The organism is Vagococcus lutrae (assembly GCF_023299185.1).
Taxonomy (GTDB): domain Bacteria; phylum Bacillota; class Bacilli; order Lactobacillales; family Vagococcaceae; genus Vagococcus_A; species Vagococcus_A lutrae.
Genome location: NZ_CP097017.1, coordinates 699259 through 719061 on the forward strand (window position 1 = coordinate 699259; position 19803 = coordinate 719061).

Annotated in this window: 14 protein-coding genes; 3 read left to right on the plus strand and 11 right to left on the minus strand. The window is 32.9% G+C overall.

Features of this window, described 5'->3' with window-relative positions:
• Positions 1-52 precede the first annotated feature (52 nt).
• The 6 genes from M2919_RS03335 to M2919_RS03360 all read right to left on the minus strand — a co-directional run bounded on the left by M2919_RS03335 (position 53) and on the right by M2919_RS03360 (position 11343).
• Complete coding sequence (locus tag M2919_RS03335) at positions 53-3742, minus strand: SpaA isopeptide-forming pilin-related protein (RefSeq protein ID WP_248849246.1); 3690 nt, start codon at positions 3740-3742, stop codon at positions 53-55.
• Between the two features lie 181 nt (positions 3743-3923).
• Positions 3924-4991, minus strand: coding sequence for a response regulator (locus tag M2919_RS03340; RefSeq protein WP_248849247.1), 1068 nt, complete (start codon positions 4989-4991; stop codon positions 3924-3926).
• On the minus strand, positions 4969-7983 hold the full coding sequence (locus M2919_RS03345) for a histidine kinase (RefSeq protein ID WP_248849248.1): 3015 nt from the start codon (positions 7981-7983) through the stop codon (positions 4969-4971). Before M2919_RS03345 ends, M2919_RS03340 begins: the two co-directional genes overlap by 23 nt.
• Positions 7984-8120: 137 nt before the next feature.
• Positions 8121-8849: a helix-turn-helix domain-containing protein gene (locus M2919_RS03350; RefSeq protein ID WP_248849249.1), complete on the minus strand. Its 729-nt coding sequence runs from the start codon at positions 8847-8849 to the stop codon at positions 8121-8123.
• Positions 8850-8976: 127 nt separating this feature from the next.
• Positions 8977-10440: a peptide MFS transporter gene (locus M2919_RS03355; protein WP_248849250.1), complete on the minus strand. Its 1464-nt coding sequence runs from the start codon at positions 10438-10440 to the stop codon at positions 8977-8979.
• 231 nt (positions 10441-10671) lie between these two features.
• On the minus strand, positions 10672-11343 hold the full coding sequence (locus M2919_RS03360; RefSeq protein WP_126761990.1) for a peroxiredoxin: 672 nt from the start codon (positions 11341-11343) through the stop codon (positions 10672-10674).
• A 294-nt stretch (positions 11344-11637) separates the two neighbouring features.
• On the opposite strand from M2919_RS03360, the gene M2919_RS03365 reads away from it, so the two are divergent.
• Positions 11638-13146, plus strand: a complete 1509-nt coding sequence (locus M2919_RS03365) for a helix-turn-helix domain-containing protein (protein WP_248849251.1) — start codon at positions 11638-11640, stop codon at positions 13144-13146.
• Between the two features lie 58 nt (positions 13147-13204).
• Here the strand turns inward: M2919_RS03365 and M2919_RS03370 are convergent, their stop codons facing one another.
• The 3 genes from M2919_RS03370 to M2919_RS03380 form a co-directional block, all read right to left on the minus strand.
• A complete protein-coding gene (locus tag M2919_RS03370; RefSeq protein ID WP_248849252.1) occupies positions 13205-13789 on the minus strand; it encodes an alpha/beta hydrolase in 585 nt (194 codons plus the stop codon).
• 1 nt (position 13790) lies between these two features.
• Positions 13791-14744, minus strand: coding sequence for a VOC family protein (locus tag M2919_RS03375; RefSeq protein ID WP_248849253.1), 954 nt, complete (start codon positions 14742-14744; stop codon positions 13791-13793).
• A 171-nt stretch (positions 14745-14915) separates the two neighbouring features.
• Positions 14916-16667 (minus strand): flavocytochrome c, encoded by a 1752-nt coding sequence (locus M2919_RS03380; protein WP_248849254.1) that lies wholly within the window; start codon positions 16665-16667, stop codon positions 14916-14918.
• A gap of 161 nt (positions 16668-16828) precedes the next feature.
• On the opposite strand from M2919_RS03380, the gene M2919_RS03385 reads away from it, so the two are divergent.
• Both M2919_RS03385 and M2919_RS03390 read left to right on the plus strand, forming a co-directional pair.
• Positions 16829-18424, plus strand: a complete 1596-nt coding sequence (locus M2919_RS03385) for a sensor histidine kinase (protein WP_248849256.1) — start codon at positions 16829-16831, stop codon at positions 18422-18424.
• A gap of 12 nt (positions 18425-18436) precedes the next feature.
• The gene (locus M2919_RS03390) at positions 18437-19168 is read left to right on the plus strand and encodes a response regulator transcription factor (protein ID WP_248849257.1); all 732 of its coding nucleotides are present in this window, start codon (positions 18437-18439) and stop codon (positions 19166-19168) included.
• Positions 19169-19217: 49 nt separating this feature from the next.
• Here the strand turns inward: M2919_RS03390 and M2919_RS03395 are convergent, their stop codons facing one another.
• Both M2919_RS03395 and M2919_RS10040 read right to left on the minus strand, forming a co-directional pair.
• Positions 19218-19517: a hypothetical protein gene (locus tag M2919_RS03395; RefSeq protein WP_248849258.1), complete on the minus strand. Its 300-nt coding sequence runs from the start codon at positions 19515-19517 to the stop codon at positions 19218-19220.
• A gap of 145 nt (positions 19518-19662) precedes the next feature.
• A complete protein-coding gene (locus tag M2919_RS10040; RefSeq protein ID WP_274981396.1) occupies positions 19663-19794 on the minus strand; it encodes a hypothetical protein in 132 nt (43 codons plus the stop codon).
• Between the last annotated feature and the right edge of the window lie 9 nt (positions 19795-19803).

Genomic DNA, 19803 nt, shown 5'->3' on the forward strand with positions numbered 1-19803 from the left:
CTTTATGTCTTTTTATTTTGAAGAAGAAATACTTCTATTTCTTTAACTTCCATTAATTAAGATCTGAGCGTTTTGCTCGAATATATAATGTTAGCGATCCTAACATTACCATAATACCTAGGGCATAAAAGACTGTTGTTCCGATTCCTCCGGTATTAGGTAAATACCAACCTTGCTTATTATTTTCTATACTTAGCTCAATATTTAAATAATCCTTAGTTATCTCAAAAGAAATAGGTTTTGTTAACAATGAATATCCTTTTGGTGCTTTGATCTCATGTAGTGTATAATTCCCCAAATCTAATGGTTTTGAAATAACATGGCCATTGGAATCTGTTTCCAATGTTTCAATTAAGTCTCCATTCTCATTTCGCAATTCAAATTGGGCTCCTGCTAACTTTATTTGCTCATTGTCGGCATCGACTTTTAATAACTCTAATCTACCTGCATCCATATATACACCTACTTGATATGGTTCAACTGGTTGACCTGTATCTGTTGCAACCGCAAAGGAATTATATGCTGCTCGTGACGCGATATCTTCATCTGTATTAAATAATTGATCATTGTTAACTTCTGAGACTTTCGGCGCGGTCATATCAAACAATATCTCTAGTCCTTGACCCTTAATCCATTCTTTTCCTGGTAACAATTCAATCTTAAAGGAATGAATTGTTTTCCAATCCGTTATTGTTTTTTCTGTTTGCCAATTTGGATTGGTTGCATTTGAAGGGTTGCTTAGTGGAATAGTTCCTGAAGGATAAATTGTTTCTCTTACTAAGTCATCTCGTTTTGGATTTTTTGCTGTACTATAATATACAGCCACTTTCCCTTCCCATTCTTTAGGTATCTTAATAGGTCCGTTCAAACTCGGTGTGAATTGACTACCACGTGCAATATTGTCCGTCAAACCTATATCTCCTATTGATGGTAAAACATCAATTAATGTAAGTGCAGAAATATCTTTACCTGTAGTATTTGTCAATTGAAGTTTGTAATCGATACGCTCTCCAGGAAGTGTTCGAGCCATTTTATCCCAATCCCCGTCTAAAGATTTTACAAACTTCTCTGTTTGTAAATCGTATTCACCCACTAGATAATATAAATTTCCAGATTTTAGACGTAATTGGTCTTTTTTATTATCGTTATTCAAGTCTTCATCCATATCTTTTTGTAGGATAGTATCTGTGATAGAGGCATTTGTTGAATTTGGAACTTTCATCGACTCATTCTTTGTAAAACCGTAAATATCAAAATAAAGCATTTGTGGAGCATTTTTCGAGACGTTAACATCTAGCTCTGCTGTAACCTGATCACCTTTTCGAATATAACCATCATCCCAAGTTACTTTTACAAGCTGTCGACCACTATTGTTATAATCGTTATTTAAAATTTGATAGTTTCCATTAGTGCTATTATTTTTATACCCTGTGTAGCTAGCGTTTGGTTTATCTTTTAAAGTCACACCAGGTGGCAACAATACCAATGTTTCGACTGGCCCTTGTATTAAGCCTGTTGAAGCATTATTATTTTTTAATGTCAGCTTCATACGATTTGAACCAGAATCGACTTTATTATTTTGATGAGTTAATAATGAGACGCTTATCTCTGATATTGGCGCTTTATTATTTTTTACTTTGGTTATCTTTGCAGTTCGATCACCTGCAGCATCTTTAGAACCTTCATAGTATTCCGGAAAATCCTTTCTATAATCGAACTTATGGTAAGATCCACTTTTATAATTATTTTTATTAGTAGAACTTAATTTAGGATTAAAAGTAGACTCCCCAGTCATATCTAGTTTATTTTTTACTTCTCCGGTATACCCTTGTTTAACCGAAAAGTAATATCTTGCAGAATTATTATTAGTTAATCCTTGTGGTATTTGTCCTTTAAAATCATACTCGATTTTAGTTACCCGTTGATTAGGTTTTAAGCCCAATTCATTTCTTGTATATGTTTTTCCTTTTTCATGAGTTCTCAAAGTTATTTTTCCGTTTTTACCATTTTCAATATAATGAATCACAATATCATATTGCGGTTCAACTGGTAACGGGATATCTTCTTTATACTCCGCATTGGTTCTTGCAAATCTCCACACATCACCTGGGGTTGTAAAAGTTTCTAAAATAAGATTATCATCAATTGTATACGTAACCTTAAATGACTTTAGATCATGTTCTTTGGCATAATAAAAGCCCCATATATTATGTCTAAATTGTAATATTGCAGAATCGTCAACTGTAGGATTAGGATTCTTTGTTTTGTTATCACCGATTGCGCCATTGCCATCAGCAGGACCATAATGGGTTGTATACACAATATTACCTTTATCTTCGCCAGTACTACCTACAGAATCAACGATTGTTATATTTGCTTCTGCTTTAGCAGCAGGCGTTAAATACTTATCATCTATAAATGTAAGGTTAATATTTGATTTATTAATGAGCGTTTTATTTATTAATGTTTTATTATCATTGACCTTTGTCCAAAACTTTAAAGTAATATCAAATAATCCGTTTTTACTATTTAATTGCTCCTCAATAGATGGTGCTACGAATTCCCAGGTCAGTTTATTTTTTGAAATTTTGGGTTGATAATTGTAATTCGTATTCATTCTTTCAAAGCTTATTCCTGATGGTAAAGTGTCTTCAATTATAATCTTACTACCAGGTTTCAAATACATCTGCCCGGTTTCTTTATATGGGATATTAACTTTGACTTCCCATTCAATCCAACTATTTAAAGTTGGAATGGAAGCTTTGCCACCTCGTTCTGTTTTACTTACTTTTTTGCTCATTGTGACAGAATTAGAAGCATTAATTTTACTTTTTGCAAGATCTACTTGATTTTTCTCGCCTTTTGCCGTTTGTAAGATTAAATTACTCTTAACTTCTAACTCTTTGTTATTCTCTAAGTAACCATTTTCAGTACTCACTTTAATTATTTTTTCGTAGGTGATTCCAGATGGTAGCATGTCAAAGTGATACTCTAATTGATTGGTATCCTTATTAAAGTTTGGAATAACATTCTCAATCGCAAGTTCTTTTAAGTCTTGGGTAAAGGTAATATGTTTAGATAGCGGAAGGTCAACAACGACTCTAGCATTTTGATACTTAACTTGAGAGCCCGTTGTTTTAAAAATCAATTTAAATAATGCGTCGGTACCAGATTCGACTTTGGGATTTATTGCTGTGATTCTTAAGTCCCTTTGTAACTCCGGAGCAGTTTCTATTAAAGGCTCTTCTAGAACCTGCTCTTTTGCTGTTTCTGTCACTTCCACCGGCGGTATACTACTGAAATCTTCTGTTTCTTCCACCTGCGTCTTATACTGATGATGAGTAGAGGCTATTATTTCATTCTCAAGATATCCCGTAAGTTTGATTAATTGTACCTCGTGCGAAAGAGTCTTTAAAAATAACTTTAGATTTTTAATAGGCTCTTTACTCTCTATTGTGACCTCATGCTCCTTTTCGTTGTAAGAAAGATCTTCAACGTTCTCTTGTCCATCGACAGATGAAGAGATGAACTGTGTTTCAGAGTCTAACTCAATAACTGTTTTATCCCACTCCTTATTAGGATTAAAACTAACGTCAATAACATCTAACTTCTCATCTGTAACCGTGTCCATTTTCACATCAAAAAGGTGTTCCTCTGCTTTCACACTTAATAATTGAAATGGTCCTATTAAGTGTGAAGCAATTAATACTATCACTAAAAAAATATTAATTTTTCGATTCATCCTAAAACTCCTTTCTTTTTGTTTTTATCATAGCATGTAGCTAATGAACTTTTTCTGAACAATAAATTTGATATAAAAAAGGCTATCACTTTCGAATAGTTAATCGTCAGTGATAACCTAATATAATAATCTTGATAGTCCTTTATTACAATGTTCTAATAAACGTTACCATCATCATTTATCAAACTAATAACGCACTAAGCGTTTGAGGAAGAGGAATATCTAATTCTTCTTCCCAAAAAGAACGCGTCTCTCTTATAAATTTAACAGCTTCAACGATAAGTCCATGACGTTTATAATAATGATAAATGTAATCTATGTGTTTTTCTTCCAAAACCAAATCTTCCCAAAAACGCATCATTACTATTTTTAAATCAGGTAGAGCAATTAAATCATATTGTATAGCTTCAATAAGGTAGTGAATCACTTTTAAATGTAATGCCTCACGATATTCAGATGCCCACGAGTAATCATTATAATAAAAATATTTACCTTTATAAATTTTAACTAAACGATGACTATTTAGTTGTGATACTTTATTAGCTAGTATCTTTTCGATATATTTTATATCGTCTTTTATATTTATATTGAGGTAATATGCTCCTTTTTGATATTTAATAGGATTCTGGTTATAGAATTCCTTAAAATGTTTTCTTATTTGATAAATTGTCGTATGTAACATCATCGTAGTGGATTCTTTTGATTGATCTGGCCATAATAATTCAATCAATTTATCCTTTGTGACTCTTTTATCCTTCATATGATTCAGTAAAAAAAGAATCTCATAGGCTTTTTTGGTTCTTAACAAAACTTCTTGTCCATTTGAATTATAAATAGATCCCTCATCAAATACTACAAAATTAAACGACTTTTGATTTTCTGGACTAACCATATTTGACATACTTAGTTTTTCCATCATTTTATCAAATCTTTTTTTAGACACTGGCTTCAATAAATAGTCAATAGCATTGAGCTCAAATGCTTCCACAGCATATTCAGAATAAGCTGTGACAAAAACTATTTTCATCTCAGGAAATATTTCAGAAAGATAGTTACCTAACTCGATACCTGATAAACTTCCCATATTGATATCTAAAAATAATAAGTCTGGCTTTAATGTTTCTATTTCATTTAAAACGATTTCTGGATCTGAAATACTTTTGATTATCTTCAACTGTTCGTAATTTCCGATCAGTTTTTCCATCATCTTAATGGCAATTAATTCATCATCTACAATCATCACTCTCATGAGATATCCCACCTTTTTTCAAAAAAATCAAAATGTCTGTTCCAATATTCTTTTCAGACTTAAATATAAACTCTGCATCTAACACTTTTCTGATACGATCATAAGTGTTAACTAATCCAATTCCTGTTTTCTGAGAATTATCATGTAATACCTCCTCTAGTGTCCGATTGGTCCCTACCCCATCATCAGAAATCTGAATAATCACTTCGTTTCCTCTACTATAAATAGAAATCTTAATTGAACCCTTTCCTTTTTTGGGTAGAATACCATGACGTATCGCGTTTTCTACCAAAGGCTGTAATACAAGAGGGATAATTTTTATCTCTCTTAGATTCAATTGAGTGTCTATATCAAATACAATAGATAGTTTGTCCTCAAACCTAATCTCTTCAATTTGACTATAAGCCTTTACCAAATGTAGCTCTTGTTCTAATGTGATAAGCTGATCGGGTTTACTCAAATTATACTTTGCATGTAGCAGCTCAATAAAGGCATCCAAAACAACATACATTTTCTCTTCATCAAATTGAGATAAGCCCACTATCGTATTTAAAGTATTAAACAAAAAATGAGGCTCGATTTGTGCTTGTAGCCATGAAATCTCATAGGCTAAAGACTCTTCTACTGTAGATTGTGTATATAATAAATTACCGACTTTTTCTGTCAGTTCAATATAATCTAATGGGAAAACAATATGGTCATTAGCTCCACAATGATAGATATTTTTTATCTCTATTTCATAATCATTCGTCAATATGAGTATGACTGGCAATTCAATACGTTGATATTTTTTTCTAATAACCTCCGTCATATGATAACCATTTCGTGTCTTTAAAATAGCATCCATCAAAACTATATTAGGGTTAAAAGAACGAATAGTTTCATACATATTTTCATTTGATTCCATTGTTCTTACAATATAACCATCATTCATCAATGACTTCTTTAAAGTCAACAACTTCAAATAATCATCACTTATGACTAAAACTCGTCCTCTACCTTCAAAATTATCTTGTTCTTGATAATATTCCAAAAGACGAATTCTTTCTTTATAATGTTCTTTTTCTTTTTCAATTTCTGTGTGTTGAAAATAGAGATTGAACACCAGACCACAAGAACTTCGTTCAATTTCTAACCGACCATCTTGTTTTTTTACTAGTGTTTGAATCAAACGCACTTCAACTCCATAAGTATAATCAAATAATACTGGAGCTAAATTCGGCTCATGGAGTGTCATCTTAACAAATTGAACATGTTCATCATCTATATCGGAATTAATTAATATGATCTTAATTTTAATTTCTTTTTTAACTTTTTTATTCTCGAAATATATTTTTTTTGTTCCTTCAATTTTTTTCGCAATCGAATAGATTTGAAATAGAATTTGAATAAACATTTGAGGATTGGCAGCAATAGAATTGTTATTTTCATCCATATTTAAAATAGGTTTAATATGACTATACATCTTATCATGTTTAGATAGACTGCTGACATATTCAATTTTATCAATGACTGATATAAAACGTATATTTTCAATTTGATTAACATCTGACATTCGCGTCATTCCCATTAGATTTTCTATCAAATTGTTTACTTCTAGATTTATATTTTTCAACAGATGAAATTCATCTATAGGTATCGTTATCTCATCTTGATTAATTTTTTCTTGTTTAACCATACTATCTAATAAAATATTCATACTATTTAGCGGTACTTGTAAAGCTCTAGAAACCCTTCCGAGAAATATTTCGCGCGTATGATTCATATTCTCCAAATCATTGGTTAGTTCTTTTGTTTTCAAAAATAAGTGCTCGTAATTTTTTACCCACGCAATCAATACGAAAAATACAGATAAAACAATGTCAAATGGATAATGGGGTAGTGAATAATTTGATCCAACTACGAAACGCCACCAAATCATATGGTGAAACATTGAAAGTAAAGAGTAGAATAGAGCCCTTCTAGACGTCATATTAATATGCTCTAGTTCTAAAATATTCCAAATCGATATAATTAATACACCTATAAATATCCATAAATATAGTCCATAAACACGTAAAAATAAATCAATTGGTAACAATAGTAGTACTATACTGATCATAAAATAAGTTTTTTCAATTTTATCCAGAAGTGATAAACGATAATTTCTACTATTGTTCTTAACTAACTTCAGTAAAGAAGTTCCTGTCAACATTATTAAAAAAAGCTCTAGTTTTAACTTTTGTTGAGGAGATAAAGTAATATAGTAAAAGATTGCTTTTTCTCCCGTACTTAACATATATAAAAAAGCCAAACTTAAAAAGACTCCTGCAAAATGTAAATAATCCGAATTAATTTTAGCTATAAAAAATAAACTTAAAGAGAAGAGACCTACAATCAACAGTATTGTGCTTGTGAAAATTTCAGAATTTCGATTTAACACTGTCTTGTGTTCAATGTATTCTTGTGGGCCAAGTTTCATACTTCGAACTATACCACCTGCTTGATGAGGAGTATTAACGACTTGAACAACAATTTTAAGTTGATTTTCTCCTTCTTCCTTTTCAAAATTAAAAATACGTGGTGAAAATTCTCTTTGTTTCCCCTCATTTAGTTGGCTATAAATTAATTCATTTCCAATAAATATATTACTTAATCCCTTTATATTCCCAGTATATAAAGCTAAATGCATTTCTTCTTCAGGCACAGTGACTTTTAGATAATAGGTCCCCTTATATTCATCTTGATTCTTTGTAAAGTGACGGTTCCAACTTTGAGGGACCTCTATTGTTTGACTCGTTTTAATCTTATCTCTAGTAGGCAGCACCCACTTATCTTTATAAAACAGCCACTCTCCATCTAAATTGATACTATCATTCATTTCGTATTTATAATGAACTTTCCCATTTTTAACAAGTGGCTCATTTGGTTGATAACTCATAAACCAAATTAATCTAAAGCCAGTTAATATAAATAAAAAAAACAAAAAAAGATATTTCCTATTATTTTCCATTCACATAGTCCTCCCTAATAAAGAATACTATAATTAAACTAAAAAAGGACTTAATTGTGGATTTTTTATTATAAGTACATTATAAGCAAAGAAACTGAACAAAAAATGAAACTACGTTCATTTTTTGTTCAGTTTCTTTATTTTCTTATGTATATTTCATCATACGACTTCTTAAAATCTAATGGAAAAAGAACATTATAGTGTTCCCAATACTTTTGAGTGTTTAAAAGTAAAGCCTTTATCTGAACATATTCTTTCTGTCTGTCTAAATTTACTACCAGTTTTTCTAACAATGATAAATCAGTCAAATAGTCCTCTTCAAATAAAATTAATAATTGATTCAATATATCTTTTGACAATGTCTCAAGATGTAGCGCATCTTTCATCCATTTTATACACTTTGTATGTATTATTTTTCCATATTGTTGTGCCCATCTATATGAAAATCCCTCAAAGTATTTCCCTTTGTACAATGATAATAATTGATGTATCCGTTCCTCATTCGGCGTCAACTCAAGTAGAGATTCAAGCTGTTTAATGTCACTTTGAACTTCAATATTTAAATAATAGATGCCACCTTTATAACCAATAACATCTTTAATTCCAATTGCATTAAACTTTTTTCTCATCTGATATAGTATCGTGTGGAATGACCCATCTGCACTTGTTTGAGACGTCTGTGGAAATAAATCTTCAATAATTTGATCTTTAGTCATTATCTGATTGCTATGATGAAAGAGATAAAAAAATAATTCATATGCTTTTTGATTTTCAAGTAATATCATGTTATTTTTTGAGTCAGTTAAGTTTATATGGCCTAAAGAATGAATTCTTAAATAGTTTTCTTTCTTTATTTCTTCTTTCACAACATCACGCTCCTCTCATTATCACGATTTACTATACTATAAAAGAATGAACGAATCCTGAACAAATAACACCCTAGTTTCACACATGACGAAACTAGGGTGTTTTTGCTATTTATAAGAGGGATAATTATCTAACATTCCCCATTAAGTTTTGAATAGGTTTTCTAATAGTAAAAAGGATTATCCCTGTTAAAACTGCCACAGCACCTACAATCCCAAAATAAGCTGATTCATTTTGTGGTGTAAAGAATCGAGAGATTTGAGCATTGATAGCTTGTGAAGAGGCATCCGCTAACAGCCAAATTGCCAAAGTTTGTGCTTCAAAAGCTTTCGGAGCAAGCTTAGTGGTAACCGAAAGTCCTACTGGAGACAAGCACATCTCACCTAAAATCATAATAAAGAAGCTAAAAATCAACCATAATGGACTAACTCGTTGATCCGTACCAAACAAAATAGCTGGGAACATTAGTAAAACAAATGATAAACCTGCTAAAACTAATCCCAATGAAAACTTAACAACGGTTGAAGGTTGACGCTTACCAAGTTTTGTCCATATTGTTACAAAGACCGGTGTTAATAAGACAACAAAAACCGGATTTAAAATTTGATACCAACTCGCTGGAACATTAAAGCCAAATAATGTTTGTTGCGTACGTTCACTAGCAAATAATGCTAGGATAGATGAACCTTGTTCCTCCAATGACCAAAAAACAATCGCTGATATAAATAGCGGAATATAAGCACGCACCTTGCTTCTCTCTTCTAACGACACATCTTTAGAGCGTAACATTCTCGTAAAATAAAAAACAGGTAGACCTATCCCTAATACACTAATAAAATTAATAAAGAAATCAATCGTTAGATGACCCGTAACCGCCGCTCCTCCAAAGATAATTGCGACAATAATTAAAGCTACAATGAAAGTTTTAATTACTTTAGGACGTTCTGTTGCCGTAATAGGATTGCTAGGCTGCTTTCCAATTTCTTTTAAGGTATGTTTACCTTGGAAATAATAGACAATTAATCCAACTAACATTCCAATAGCTGCGACAAAAAATCCTAAATGATAGTTAACCGTTTGTCCCAACGTCCCTACAATTATCGGTGCTAGTAAACTTCCAATATTGATTCCCATATAAAAAATAGAGAAACCAGCGTCACGACGCACATCTTCAGGAGCATACAATCCACCAACCATACTTGAAACATTAGATTTTAACATCCCCGTTCCAATAACGATAAATATCATGGAAATAAATAATGCCGCAATTCCAAACGGTGTGGCCAAAACAACATGGCCCAGCATGATAAAGAGCCCGCCTAGAAAAACCGTCTTACGTGAACCAAGTAAGCGATCGGCCATCCATCCTCCAACAATACTCGACATAAATACTAGGGAACCATAAACAGACATAATCGCTACAGAGGTTGCTTTTGGTAAGCCTAGCCCTCCATTCGCAACGGTATCGTACATATAGTACAGTAAAATTGCTCGCATACCATAATAACTAAATCGCTCCCACATTTCTGTAAAGAACAGTGTTGCCAACCCTCTTGGCTGACCAAAAAATGTTTTTTCTTCGGATTTCATAAAAACCACCTTTGTTTTTTTGTCAGAAATTGCTTAAATTTTCTGAATTTTTTCTACAAATTATCTTCATCCGAATGAAAATAAAATGCAATTATTAAATTATACCCCCACTTTTTTTATTTTTCAATGGAATATCTTGCATAAATGATAAATAATAAAAACAAAAAATGTATGATTATACAAAAAGAGAACCATGCTCTATGTCGCATGGTTCTCTTTTTATCATCAAAACTATTTTTCCATAGGCTTACTAATAAACCACCAGTCACGATATTCAACGTCTTTATTGTCTTTCATCGTTTCACGTCGTTCTTGAGCAAGTTCTTCTGTTTTTGCTGGCTCAATCAATACATCAGAACCTAAAATATCGTTGTTTGGCCAATTTTCAGGCATAGCTGTACCGTGTTTATCAGCATATTGCAATGCCTTAACAGTACGGATAATTTCTGGCACACTACGGCCTGCTTCTTGTGGATAGTACATCATTGTACGAAGAATTCCCTTGTCATCGACAATGAAAACGGCACGAACCGTATCTGTTCCTTTTGCTTCATGAATCATTCCTAGTTTATTTGCGACACGACCAAGTGAGTCCGCTATAATCGGGAATGTAATTTCTTGACCCATATGCTCTTTAATCCACTCAGTCCATTTTAAGTGAGATACAACTGAGTCAACAGATAAACCTACAAGCTCCGTATTCATCGCTTTAAATTCTTCATGTGCTGCAGCTAAGCCAACAAATTCAGTTGTACACACTGGTGTAAAGTCGCTTGGATGACTGAATAACACAAACCACTTTCCTTTTAAATCATTTGGTAACGTCATCTCTCCATGAGTTGTTGTCGCTTTCATTTCTGGTAATGGTGCTCCTAAAATTGGTAATCCCATACTGTTTTCCATATACTACGCTCCCTTTCTCATTAGACTAAATAGTAATCAAATAATTAATTACCTTATATTATTATTTTAGTACAGCTTTCATATTTATTCAAGAGATACGATGTGATGATTATCACACTTAAAACCATAATTACCTTAAATATGATTTGCTATTTAATTATATAAAATCGTTATATTATCTCTATCCCTTATTTTATTTATATATTCTTTTATTCTAAATAGTCAATCATTCATTTTTATGTTAAAATTCATTTGTTAACTATCACACATATTGTTTAAAAGGAGGCGTTTACTATGATAACCAGCTTCTTGAAAAGAAATGAATTAGCAAAACTAAGGATGTTAGCTATTATTTTATATCAGAATAAAATTGAATTAAAAGAATTAAGAGACACGTTAAATTACAGCACTAGAACTATTGCAAGATTAGTAGCCGAGTTAAATAACGACATAGAAAAATCGACGCTTTCCATTCCCGATATTATTATCAATGGCAAATATATTAGACTCCATTCCAATCTTGAAGATGAACGTTTTTTTACAAGCTACACAAAAAAACTCTGTCTGTTTTATTTGAAACATTCACTAGAATATCAATTGTTTCATCAGATATTTTTTAAGAGAGAAACAAACTTATTAACCATAGCTTCTCATTTAAATACCTCTCAAAGTCACTGTTATCAATTATTAAAGCAACTTAATGTTATATTACATCCTTTTCACATTAATATTGACAGCAAACACTTTGATTTGACTATAAAAGGAGAAGAGACACAGGTGACATTTTTCCTTGCTTCAGCTTACGATATCTTTAATGTTTTAGAAGATCAGATTGTCTCTAATCAAAAAGAACTTTTTCATCCTTTCCTTAGTCATGATGGCTTTAATATTTGCGATTTCAACAATCAAGAAGTCTATTACATACGTCTCTTACAACGCGTGTATAAAGAACGCTATCCCTACCTATCTCATATACATCTCCACGACACAATTAAGCCGATACTAAAGACAATGGTTATCATTAATAATCCTTTTTCACAACAATATTTCCCTACTTCTGACAGCTTACTTTTTTATAATCTATATGTTCGCACAGTTATTCCATCTATCGATACTAGTAGTATGAGAAATCAAATCGGTGCGCTATTGACTCAATTACATTCAAACCCTATAATAAATTCACTCAATGCCTTAATCACAGAGTTATACCACTTTTTCCAACAGCATCAATTATCAGAATTTACACAATTACGAATAGATGAATTCCTTTATATGTTGACGCTACACACTTGTTATATTGATATTTTACACATAGATATAAAAACTTTACTCAAAGAAGATTTTCATACTCATATTTTATCTTTTTTACCAGATACACGTTCTCAACTCGTGATCGATATAGAAAATATCGTGGCATCTCATGTAACTTCCTTTCCATTATGGTCAAGCGAAACACAACAACAATGGATACAGCAAATGACGAAGGTCATATGTAGCCTCATCTTTCCATTAAAACAGCCACGATTAAATATATTAATCGAATCTTTTTCTTACTACTCTAATAAATGCGCGCTTCAACATCAAATTGCTAATTACTTTTCAAAGGATATGTTAGTTTTTGTGGATAATTATCAAGAGGCCGACCTGATTATTACCGATCAAGAAATACCAAACACGCGAAACATCCCCCATTTTTTTATTTTCGATCATTTTTCAAATGATTTATGGGAAAAATTACTCGCCATGATTGTCCAAGAATCGCATAAAAAGCTCATAAAATCAGTAGATACCACCTTTATTTAAATAGTCAAAAAGCTGCCTTTCTCATTAATATAAGAAAGACAGCTTTTTTGACACTTATTTAATAATACTGTTTTAAAAAATCGATTTCTTCTTTTGAAATACCATGTCCACCGTCTAAAAGCTTGACCTTAAAATTAGTAAACTGAAATGTTTGCAGACGTTTTTGCATTTGGATAATGGGGCCTGCAGGCGCTATATAATCATTGGCTCCCACTGTAGCCAATATCCGAGTATCACTAGACGTTGCTTGAAATTCATACTGAAAATCTGCTGGATGAAGTAGTATCACATTTTCAACAAAATTTGGCTGTATTTGTAAAATACTTAGTAAATAGTTAGCTCCATTTGAATACCCCATAGCGGTGACCTTCTCATAGCGAGAAACATCTATTTGCTCAAATTCTTGTAAAAACTCTTGAGCATACTCTTTCGATTTGCTTGCAGTCACTGGTTCTTCTTCAGGTAACGGAAAATAACGTCTTTTTCGACCTGTTTGCCAACTTCCTTCAAAACTTAAAACATCCGCATTGGGTGCGATTTCTCCTGTGATAGGTAACAAACTATAAATATTACCGCCTGTTCCATGAAAAGTAATGATAAGTTCACTACTCTCTTTATCTGCCGTAAACCATGCTTTTAACATACTACCCCTCCTGTTCCTTCAATTTCTTTTCAATAGCCTGACGCTGATTTTCTAAAAATTCTGGTAAAACAAGCGCCTGTTCAGACCATTTCACTCCCACATTATTTTTTTCTTGATAATTTAAAGTAGGAGGCGTTGCGATTTCAAATAAAATCTGGTTAGGATCTCGAAGATAAATGGAGGTGAAAAACTCGCGCTCTTTAATCTCAGATTGCGTGATGGCTCTGTCACTTAACTCCCTTTTAAGCCTCTTTAAAGATGCTATATTATCTATTCCTAAGGCAAGATGATGAATGCCTCCTGTACCTATTATTTCCAAAGGTGACACTTTATCTTCTATTAAATGAAGTTCATGAGTGACAGGATAGTCTTTAGGTCGATAGACTGTCACTGGTAAGTGAAGCAAGTGATACGCGGCTACTTTCTCAAAGTCAAAATAGGTTTCTAAAAAATGACCCGTTGCACTTGGATAGCGCAAACGCAAATAGACAAAAGCAATACCTTGTATCAGATGATTATTAGGAATATCCGGATATGAGGCAGCATGCTCATTTTTCACATCACTTTGCACAACTAATCCTAAACGTTGTCCATCAAAATCTTCAAACCTCAACATCTGATAATGATGATAATTTTCTACTCCATAATGCGTAACGCCCCATGTTTCGAACCGTTTTTGCCAAAAAGAAAGACTCTCTTCTTCTTTAACCGAAAACATGACACGCTCAATAGCATTCGTCCCAAATTGATTCGTTTGAAAATCTTTCATTTCAAAGACTGTAAATTCTGTTCCTTCTTGTCCGATATCATCACCAAAGAACAAATGATACATACTCGTTTCTTCTTGGTTAACTGTTTTCATCGTTAAATTTAATCCTAATATATCATGATAAAAATCATATGCTTTTTGAGCGTCACTGCTAAGCACAGATACATGATGAATGCCTCTCATCATCGCTTTTTCCTCCCTTACTATACTTATTCATTTTTTATTATTATGACATGAAAGAGAAAATAAAGCTTGTTTTATGCTTATTTTTTGTAAGCCATAATTATCAAACTATTTCAAACAAACTAGCTAAATGGAAAAACAGGTCTTATCTCATCGGATAAGACCTGTTTGTTTTTATTTTGAAACTTCTTGGCCAGCAATACGTCCAAATACAATAATATCCGTAATCGCATTTCCACCTAAGCGGTTGCTTCCATGTATCACACCTGTTAGTTCGCCTGCTGCATATAATCCTGGAATTGGTTGCCCGTCTTTGTTTAGGACTTCAGTTTTGTCATTGATGACTAATCCTCCCATTGTATGGTGGACAGAAGGCGCTGCTTTTTCAATATAATAAGGCCCCTTCGCTAATGAAACAAGCTCTCCACGATGGTTAAATTCTTCATCTTTTCCATCTTTTGCGTATTGGTTTACTTTTTTTACTGTTTCTTTAAGATTTTGAATATCAATGTCAAAGAATGCTGCCGCTTCTTCTAATGTATCTGCTTTGACAATCATTTTTTGTTTTAATAACTCTTCATACTCTGCTTCATGTACTTTCATCGTTCCTGAAATTTTGTTAATATCGTCATTCCAAAGTTGATAAGTATATCCCCCAGTTTGTTCTAAAATGGCATTCGAAATTACATCACGGCGTTCTAACTCTTCTACAAATCGTTTTCCTTCTTGATTGACTAAAATTGCCCCATCAAAACGTGTATCAGCTAACAACGAGATAACACCTGTTTTAGGATTACAGATAGGGTAGGTTTGAATATTTTCCATATTCGTTAAATCAGCACCCACTGCTTCTGCCATAATGATACCATCTCCAGTAGACCCTTCTGTTACTGTGGACATATAGCTTTCATCCATTTTTTCATTATATTTCTTTCTCATTTCGACGTTTGAACCAAAGCCACCAGTTGTTAAAACAACACCATTTTTAGCTTTGTACGTAATCATTTGACCTTCTTTGTTTTCAGCTTTTACCCCTGTAATACGATTATTTTCTTGAATCAATTCTTTAGCTGTCGTATTTAATTTTATAGGAATTTCTAATTTATCCGCTTTTGCTCGGAATTTGGTAATAACTTCTTGACCCGTATGCCCTTTTGGTATTAACGCACGCTTATATGAGTGACCGCCAAATTGAAATAATTGATCATCTAAAAACTCTACCTTAATATCATCTTTTAACCAAGTCGCAGCATCTAAAGCATTTTCCGTCATGACTTGAATCATATGTGGATCACCTAATTCATCCCCACCTTTGATTGTATCTTCCGCCATTTTTTCTGGAGAATCCCCTTTAATGCCTAATTTCTCTTGTACCCAGTTATTTGGTACATTCATTTCTGCTCCAGAAATTAAGGTGTTCCCACCAACAGCTGGCATCTTTTCTATTAAAACAACGGATTTACCTGCTTCTTTTGCTTCGATTGCAGCACTAAAACCAGCGCCGCCTGATCCTACTACTACGACATCAAAAGTTTGTTCAGTTGGTTCTTTTTCTGATTTATTTGACACTTTTTTACTTGCTACTAAAGTCATGCCTGATTTTTTTATCGCATCATTCACGGCTTCTAGGTAGCCTTCACTCGTCGCAGTCGACCCTGTCACGACATCAACTTCTGTTGAGTTTTGATTAATAATAGTTTGCTCTAATTCTTCATAAACAGGTTCAGCTAATACTTTATTTTCCCCATGATTTAAGACTTTGATATCTTCGATATGATTATCTTTCATCGTCACTTCTACTTTAATATCGCCGTGTTTACCATTTCCAGTGCCCTCAAATACTTGTTCTTTTGTTGCTTTAGTTCCACATGATGCTAATAGTACAATTGCTAACAAATTCGTCAAACTTTTGCCAATTTTTTTCATCAATCTTTTCCTCCATTCATGCTATACTATGTAAAAGCTATTCATTTACATTCATATATCTCTATTATAAGAGGTTTAAAAGAGATGTCTGTAAACAAATGCGTCATTTTTTACACAATCCAGTACATTGTTATTATTTTCACTAAAGAAGAAGGGTTCATATGAAAACAATTAAACAAAAAGTCCTATTAAGTACATCACTTCTATTTTTTGTGTTATTTATTTTATTATTTACATATGTTCATTTTGAAATGAAGCAATCGATTTTACCGCTCAATCAACGTTTAAGCCAACAAGTCGTCAATGCCAAAAGTAAAGAAGTAAATGATTGGTTCAGTGAACGACTGAGTGAAGTTGCCACGCTCGCTGAATTTGGTAGCCGTCACGATTTATCAACCAGTGATTTTTTTATAGAAACGAAGGCACTGGAACAGAGACAAAAAAAGACGTATGAATCTATTCGATTAGTTGACGATAAAGGAATCTCACATTCATGGATCACCCCACCATTCAATATCACGGAGCGTCCTTATTATCAAGCTCTATTAGATAACAATAAAAGCTCCTATATTATTAGCAATGCGCTTCATTCAAAAGAAGCAAATCAAGATATCATCATTATCTTATACCGCCTGCCTCAGAAAACATCAGAGCATATTCAATATATTGCAGCTGCGGTGAATATCATACAGATGGAAAAAATGACAGAAGAGTTAAACGTCTATGACGGTGTAGGCACTTTAATTAATACTCAATTTAATACTACACTTCCTGCTATTAAAAATGAAAAAAGTGACCTTTTTATCTTTCAATCGCATATCCCTCTTTTACCTAACTGGCAAATTAATTACCAATTAACAGAGAGGGAGTTATTAAAAACAGGATTGCACATGCAAAAAATAATGTTATGGTTATTTATAATCTTAGTCGGAACGATTTTTCTTTTCTTTTTGTTTCAATTAGATATTCTCATCAAACCCATCGAGTCATTGACTGACGTGATGAAGCATATTAGCAAACGCGAAACAGCTATACGTTCCACTATTATTAGAGATGATGAGATTGGGATATTGGCCAAGCAGTTTAATCATATGTTGGATGAGCTAGAGGCTAGTCAAAAAGAAAATACGTCGCGAGCTATACGACTATTACAAGAACAAGTAAAACCGCATTTTCTATACAATACGCTCAACACCGTCCAATGGTTAGCTGCTAGTGGTGAACATGAAAAAGTGGAGGAAATGATTCAAGCTCTAAGCGATTACTTTAGAACTGGATTAAATGATGGTCAGGAGTGGTCTACCATCGAAAATGAGTGGCAACATGTCGAGAACTATCTCACTATTCAACGAATTCGTTATGAACAGACTTTTCAATTTCAAGCTTCTATTCCGCAAAAATTGATTGAAACGCCTGTCCCACATTTTATTTTACAACCACTCGTAGAGAATGCCTTATATCATGGTGTCAGAACTTCACACTTATCTGAAGCTGATATTTTGCTTGAAATAGCAGAAAAAAATAATCACCTACTTATCATGGTTAAAAATACCGGTACACTACCTAGCCAAACTACTGTCAAAAAAATCAATGACTTTTTTAAACAACCTATTATATGTCGCGACAATGTTGGTTTTGGTCTCTACGGTGTCTACATGCAATTAGCCTACGCATATGGCGTACAAATTCAGATGCACGCTTCTGTTTCTGACACACACTTTGAAATAAAAATACAACTCCCAAAAAAGATAGGATAGGAAGGACAATAGATGGAACTATTACTCATTGACGATGAACCTATTTTTAGAAAAGGTCTAGCCAAACTTATTCAAAAAAACACAACCTATATCGAAACAATTTATCAAGCTGATTCTGCCAAAGAAGCACTAAATCAAGTGAAAGAGCGTCCCAATGTAACGATTGCATTTGTCGATATCAACCTTCCAGATATAAATGGTTTAGATTTAATTAAACAGTTAAAAACTTTCAATCCCCAAATGTTAGTTGTCGTCATCAGTGGTTATGATGATTTCGCTTATGCTAGACAAGCCATTCAACTAAATGTTTTTGATTATTTATTAAAACCCTTAGCCCCTTCTGATGTCAGGCTTCTTTTACAAAAAATCGAGCAAAAAATCCTTCATCAGACATCGTGTCAAGTTAAAAACGAGCAGTTGTCAGCTTTGTCGGCAGCAACGATTCATATCATCAATGAGCGCTATGCTCAACCTGATTTGACACTGACTTCTGTTGCCGCTCAATTATTTGTCGATACATCGTATTTAAGTAAGCAGTTAAAACGTGATACCGGTAAATCTTTCAATGACTATTTGACCACTTTTCGTATTGAAAAAGCCAAAGAATTACTAACTCAATCAGATTTACATTGGCCTATTCAAGAGATTGGGGAGCGCGTTGGTTATCCCAATCCACATTACTTTAGTCGCATATTTAAACAACATACTCAAAAAACTCCCACTGAATACCGACAAATTCGCTAAATAAATAAGCCCCTTATTATTGAATAGAACAATAATAAGAGGCTTATTTTTACGCTTTAATAATGACAGTTGGGCGACCTTCATCTTGAATATGGATAGCTAGTTCCTCTTCATTATATTTCATATTATCCCAAGTTGTATAATAAATACCCGCTAATCCTAACGATTCAAAATTTTCGATGCCAACACTTTCCCACATAATCGCAAGCGACATACCACGATAATCGCTTAAAAAACTAACAGGAATCTCCTCGTCAATTCCTTTTTCTTCTACTAAAACTTTTAACGACACTTGTGCAAACGGTCCGTGCTTATCTTCTACCTGCTCTTTAAATGTTAAAATATCCATTATTCTCCTCCTTTATACTCGTTAATAGTATAACAGAAGCGCTATCATTCTAATAAATATATAGCTTATTTTCTTTCTTATTTTGATTCAAATATACACAGAATATTATTAATAATCTATTTTTAAAAAACTCGACACTAACGCTTTATTTTTTGTTCACCTTAGCCGGACATTCAACTCCAGAACAATCACAACTCGATTCTTTCTTTATCCCATATTTATAAATAACAAGCGCTACTGAACCAAAAATAATACTTGCTAAGAGTATCGTTCCCATACGTCATCT

Bases quoted from the DNA above. Each gene is read 5' to 3' on its own strand.
- M2919_RS03355 (WP_248849250.1), bottom strand. From the start codon at position 10,440: ATGAAATCCGAAGAAAAAACATTTTTTGGTCAGCCAAGAGGGTTGGCA.
- M2919_RS03390 (WP_248849257.1), top strand. From the start codon at position 18,437: ATGGAACTATTACTCATTGACGATGAACCTATTTTTAGAAAAGGTCTA.
- M2919_RS10040 (WP_274981396.1), bottom strand. From the start codon at position 19,794: ATGGGAACGATACTCTTAGCAAGTATTATTTTTGGTTCAGTAGCGCTT.
- M2919_RS03375 (WP_248849253.1), bottom strand. From the start codon at position 14,744: ATGATGAGAGGCATTCATCATGTATCTGTGCTTAGCAGTGACGCTCAA.
- M2919_RS03365 (WP_248849251.1), top strand. From the start codon at position 11,638: ATGATAACCAGCTTCTTGAAAAGAAATGAATTAGCAAAACTAAGGATG.
- M2919_RS03385 (WP_248849256.1), top strand. From the start codon at position 16,829: ATGAAAACAATTAAACAAAAAGTCCTATTAAGTACATCACTTCTATTT.
- M2919_RS03395 (WP_248849258.1), bottom strand. From the start codon at position 19,517: ATGGATATTTTAACATTTAAAGAGCAGGTAGAAGATAAGCACGGACCG.
- M2919_RS03340 (WP_248849247.1), bottom strand. From the start codon at position 4,991: ATGAGAGTGATGATTGTAGATGATGAATTAATTGCCATTAAGATGATG.
- M2919_RS03360 (WP_126761990.1), bottom strand. From the start codon at position 11,343: ATGGAAAACAGTATGGGATTACCAATTTTAGGAGCACCATTACCAGAA.
- M2919_RS03380 (WP_248849254.1), bottom strand. From the start codon at position 16,667: ATGAAAAAAATTGGCAAAAGTTTGACGAATTTGTTAGCAATTGTACTA.
- M2919_RS03335 (WP_248849246.1), bottom strand. From the start codon at position 3,742: ATGAATCGAAAAATTAATATTTTTTTAGTGATAGTATTAATTGCTTCA.
- M2919_RS03370 (WP_248849252.1), bottom strand. From the start codon at position 13,789: ATGTTAAAAGCATGGTTTACGGCAGATAAAGAGAGTAGTGAACTTATC.
- M2919_RS03345 (WP_248849248.1), bottom strand. From the start codon at position 7,983: ATGGAAAATAATAGGAAATATCTTTTTTTGTTTTTTTTATTTATATTA.